3 protein-coding genes and 1 pseudogene are annotated in these 4,801 nt (G+C 61.0%); 3 read left to right on the top strand and 1 reads right to left on the bottom strand.

What is annotated here, in order from left to right; genetic code table 11:
• The 3 genes and pseudogenes from VFE81_RS08345 to VFE81_RS08335 all read left to right on the top strand — a co-directional run.
• Positions 1–241 (top strand): annotated as a pseudogene (locus VFE81_RS08345) (DNA-protecting protein DprA); the annotation flags it as partial.
• Positions 242–330: 89 nt separating this feature from the next.
• On the top strand, positions 331–708 hold the full coding sequence (locus tag VFE81_RS08340) for a thioredoxin family protein (RefSeq protein ID WP_325044148.1): 378 nt from the start codon (positions 331–333) through the stop codon (positions 706–708).
• Positions 709–957: 249 nt separating this feature from the next.
• Positions 958–3,654: a DNA topoisomerase III gene (locus VFE81_RS08335; RefSeq protein ID WP_325044147.1), complete on the top strand. Its 2,697-nt coding sequence runs from the start codon at positions 958–960 to the stop codon at positions 3,652–3,654.
• A gap of 158 nt (positions 3,655–3,812) precedes the next feature.
• Here the strand turns inward: VFE81_RS08335 and VFE81_RS08330 are convergent.
• Positions 3,813–4,801: substrate binding domain-containing protein (locus VFE81_RS08330; RefSeq protein ID WP_325044146.1), on the bottom strand; the 989-nt coding region annotated here is incomplete at its 5' end.

Below are 4,801 nucleotides of genomic sequence, written 5' to 3'. Positions count from 1 at the left end.
GGCAGCGGTCCAGCCCGAATCGGCGGCGGCACCTGCATCATCTGCAGCCCCGCCGGCCATGAGCGCGGAAGCGCTGCAACTCCTCGACGCACTCGGTCATGCCCCCGCCACGCTTGAAATTCTGGCCACCCGCACCGAGATGGGGGACGCGGCGTTGCAAAACACGCTGTTGCAACTCGAACTCGCCGGCCAGGTGACCGCGCTGCCCGGCGGCCGCTTCACGCGAGCGACCCACGGCTGACCCCGCATTGACCAGGGTTGACCACGATTCGGGATCGGCCATGCTACATTCGCGCCAAAGCACCTGACAAAAGTACGCAAGGAACCCCCATGCCCGCGCTGAATCTCGACACCGACCAAGACCGGATCGCCGAGCGCGTCAACGAACCCGACACGCTGTTCGTTGCCTGCCTGTGCGCGGAGTGGTGTGGGACTTGCCGTGAGTATCGGGATGCCTTCGACCGGCTGGCGGAGAAGCACCCAGATATCTGTTTCGCATGGATCGACATCGAAACCCATGCAGACCGCTTCGACGATCTGGATGTCGAAAATTTTCCGACCATCCTGATCGAAGACTCGGTAACGACACGTTTTTTTGGCACGGTTTTGCCACAGGCGGCGATTGTGGAGCGGATGTTGTCTGACCTGACGGCCGTGCCCGGCGTCAGCGGAGCGCCCAAACTGCGGCCCGCACTGACCGTCGCATGAATGGCGTCACCAGCCGCTGAACCTTGCGGCACGGGCGATGCAAGCGATACACGTCGCGTTTGCCGCGGCTTGCTCAATGACTGAGCGCGCAATTATCATGGCGCGCTTTTAATGGCACTTGACACGCCGCGCTCGCGCCGTGTGCTATAAAGCGGTCGTTATTGGGTCGCAAAGGTCGCAAACGAGAGTCGCGCTAATAAAAGCGCACTCAAGGCCATCAACCCGGATCTACCAACCTCACATCGAGTCATGTCCAAAGCACTGATCATCGCCGAAAAGCCTTCCGTCGCGAACGACATCGCGAAGGCTTTGGGCGGCTTTACCAAGCATGACGAATACTACGAAAGCGACGACTACGTCCTTTCCTCGGCAGTCGGCCACTTGCTGGAAATCGCCGCGCCCGAAGACTATGAAGTCAAGCGCGGCAAGTGGAGTTTCGCCAACTTGCCCGTCATTCCGCCGCATTTCGATCTGAATCCGATCGCCAAGAGCGAGTCGCGCCTGAAGGTGCTGACCAAGCTGCTCAAGCGTAAAGACATCGACCGTCTAGTCAACGCATGTGACGCGGGGCGCGAGGGCGAGCTGATTTTCCGCCTGATCGCGCAGCACGCGAAAGCCAAGCAACCGGTACAGCGCCTGTGGCTTCAGTCGATGACGGCCGGCTCCATCCGCGACGGCTTTGCCCGTCTGCGCAGCGACGAAGAAATGCAGCCGCTCGCCGATGCGGCGCGTTGCCGTTCCGAAGCGGATTGGCTGGTCGGCATCAACGGCACGCGAGCCATGACCGCGTTCAACAGCAAGGGCGGCGGCTTCTTCCTGACCACGGTCGGGCGGGTGCAGACGCCGACGCTGTCGATCGTCGTCGAACGCGAAGAGAAGATTCGCCGCTTCGTGCCGCGCGATTACTGGGAAGTGAAGGCGGAGTTCGTCTGCGCGGCCGGTTTCTACGAAGGCCGCTGGTTCGATCCGCAATTCAAGCGCGACGAGTTCGATCCGGAAAAACGCGATTCGCGCCTGTGGGCATCGCCCGCGGCCGAAACGATCGTCGCCGCCTGCCGCGGCCAGATCGGCAAGGTGACCGAAGAATCCAAGCCGTCCACGCAACTGTCGCCGGCGCTGTTCGACCTGACCAGCTTGCAGCGTGAAGCCAACGGCCGCTTCGGCTTCTCGGCCAAGAACACGCTTGGCCTCGCTCAGGCGCTGTACGAAAAACACAAGGTGCTGACCTATCCCCGGACCGACGCTCGTGCGTTGCCTGAAGACTATATGGATACGGTCAAGGACACGCTCGGCATGCTCAAGGAGAGCAACAACTATCTCCCGTATGCCAAGCAGGTGCTCGACAAGGGTTGGGTGAAGCCGAACAAGCGCATCTTCGACAATTCGAAGATCAGCGACCACTTCGCAATCATCCCGACGGCGCAAGCGCCGAAAAATCTGTCCGAGCCGGAACAGAAGCTTTACGACCTCGTCGTGAAACGCTTCCTGTCCGTGTTCTTCCCGGCCGCCGAATACAAGGTGACGACGCGGATCACGGAAGTGGTCGGCCATCACTTCAAGACTGAAGGCAAGGTACTGGTCGAACCGGGCTGGTTGCAGGTCTATGGCCGCGAAATCAGCGGTGAAGACGCGAACCTCGTGCCGGTGCAGAAGGACGAGAAGGTCAAGACGGACAAGATCGCCGCACAGCAACTGGTGACCAAGCCGCCCGCACGCTACAACGAAGCGACCTTGCTGTCGGCAATGGAAGGCGCGGGCAAGCTGGTCGAAGACGACGAATTGCGCGAAGCCATGGCCGCCAAGGGGCTCGGCACGCCGGCCACGCGCGCCGCCATTATCGAAGGGCTGCTCGGCGAAAAGTATCTGATCCGCGAGGGCCGCGATCTGATTCCAACCGCCAAGGCATTCCAGCTGATGACGCTGTTACGCGGTCTCGGCGTAAAGGAATTGACCGCACCGGAATTGACCGGCGAATGGGAATACAAGCTCTCGCAGATGGAGCGTGGCAACCTGCCGCGCGACGCGTTCATGCAGGAAATCGCCCGCATGACGCAGACCATCGTCAAGCGCGCGAAAGAGTACGATTCCGACACGATCCCGGGCGATTACGCGACGTTGCAGACACCGTGTCCGAATTGCAGCGGCCAGGTGAAGGAAAATTACCGGCGCTTTGCCTGCTCGAAATGTGAGTTCTCAATTTCGAAAATCCCGGGCGGACGTCAGTTCGAAATTCCGGAAGTTGAAGAGCTGTTGCAGAACAAGACGATCGGACCGCTGTCGGGTTTTCGCAGCAAGATGGGCCGTCCGTTCTCCGCGATCCTGAAGCTCTCGCTCGACGACGAGATCAAGAACTACAAGCTCGAGTTCGACTTCGGTCAGGACTCTGGTGGCGAAGACGGTGAACCGCCTGACTTCTCCGACCAACAATCGGTCGGCGCCTGCCCGAAGTGCAAGGGTCGCGTGTTCGAACACGGCATGAGCTATGTCTGCGAGAACTCAGTTGCAAATCCGAAAACTTGCGACTTCCGCTCGGGCAAGGTGATTCTGCAGCAGGAAATCGCGCGTGAGCAGATGGCGAAATTGCTCGAAGAAGGACGCACCGACCTGCTGACGAACTTCAAGTCGTCGCGTACCGGTCGTAACTTCAAAGCGTTCCTCGTCAAGCAGAACGACGGCAAGATCGGCTTCGAGTTTGAGAAGAAAGAGCCGTCCGCCAAGACAGCAGCGAAGACCGCCGCGGCAAAGGCGGCGGCCAAGGCAGCGCCGGAGTCGGATGACGAAGATGCAGCGGTTGCAGTGAAGGCTGTGCCTGCCGCCAGGAAGGTAGCGGCAAAGAAAGCGCCCGCTAGGAAGACTGCGGCCGCGAAGAAGGCGCCCGCTAGGAAGACTGCGGCCGCGAAGAAGGCGCCGGCGAAAAAAGCGGTAGCGCGCAAGACGGGCTCGTAAATCGGGCGGTCAGCCGGGGAGGCATTCAGTTTCCGGCCCGCTTCGCACCTGCCCAGAAAAAAGCGCAGTCACTTCACGTGACTGCGCCTTTTTGTTTTGGCCACCAGACTGCGCTGACCTCAGCGCTGCCGGTGCTGCCGATGCTTTCGCCCGAATGCTTAAAGCGGCGACAGAGCGGTGGGCCGTGGACGATTCGTCGTCTTTGCCAAAGTCTTCGGCATCGGCGATAGCTCGCTATCCAGGAGCCGTGACAGTGGCTCAGCGCCATCGAACGCTTCCGGCGGCATATGATCCGCCGAATCGAGCGCCGCGGACGTGGCGGGCCTGCCAAGGCCGTCCTTGATCCACTGCTCGCCGAGCAGACTGTTCGGCGTCTGGCTGAAATGCTCGACCAGATGATCGATGAACGTGCGCACTTTCGCCGGCAAGTGACGGCGGCTCGGATACGCGATGTTGATCTCGACCTGCGGCAAACGGTAATCGCCGAGCAAACGCACGAGCCTGCCGCGTGTCATGTCGCGGCCGATCAGATAACTCGGCAGAATCGCGATGCCCATGCCGAGCAGCGCAAACTGCCGCAGCATTTCCGTGTTGTTCGCCACGATCACGTTGGACGGACGCACGCGCACTTCGCCTTCCGGGCCCGTGAACACACGCTCGTCGCCCCAATACTCGGACGGCAAGCTCAGGCACGGATGCTCCAGCAGATGCTCAGGACGCGTCGGCGTGCCGTGCTTCTCCAGATAGGCCGGCGTTGCGCACACCGTCATGCAACCGGTGGTCAAACGGCGTGTGACGATGCTCGCGCTGCGCATTTGCCGCGCAATCACCACACCCACGTCGAAGCCTTCTTCGACCAGATCGACTTGACGGTCGACCAGCGTGACGTCGGGGATGACTTTCGGATAGCGCTCGGCGTACGTCTGCAGCACGGGCGCAAGGTTATGCAACCCGAACACGACCGGTGCGACTATTCGCAACGTGCCGACGGGTTCGTGATTACGCGCGACCACCATCTGCTCGACGTCTTCCAGTTCGTCGAGAATCTGGCGCGCGCGCTCGAGATAAACCTGGCCGGATTCGGTCAGGGACAAGCTGCGGGTTGTGCGATTGAGCAGCCGCGTACCAAGACGGCCTTCGAGATCGG

It is taken from the genome of Paraburkholderia sp., from assembly GCF_035656215.1.
GTDB lineage: Bacteria > Pseudomonadota > Gammaproteobacteria > Burkholderiales > Burkholderiaceae > Paraburkholderia.
Note: the sequence above shows the minus strand (reverse complement) of the source record. Positions and strands in the feature narration are given on the sequence as shown.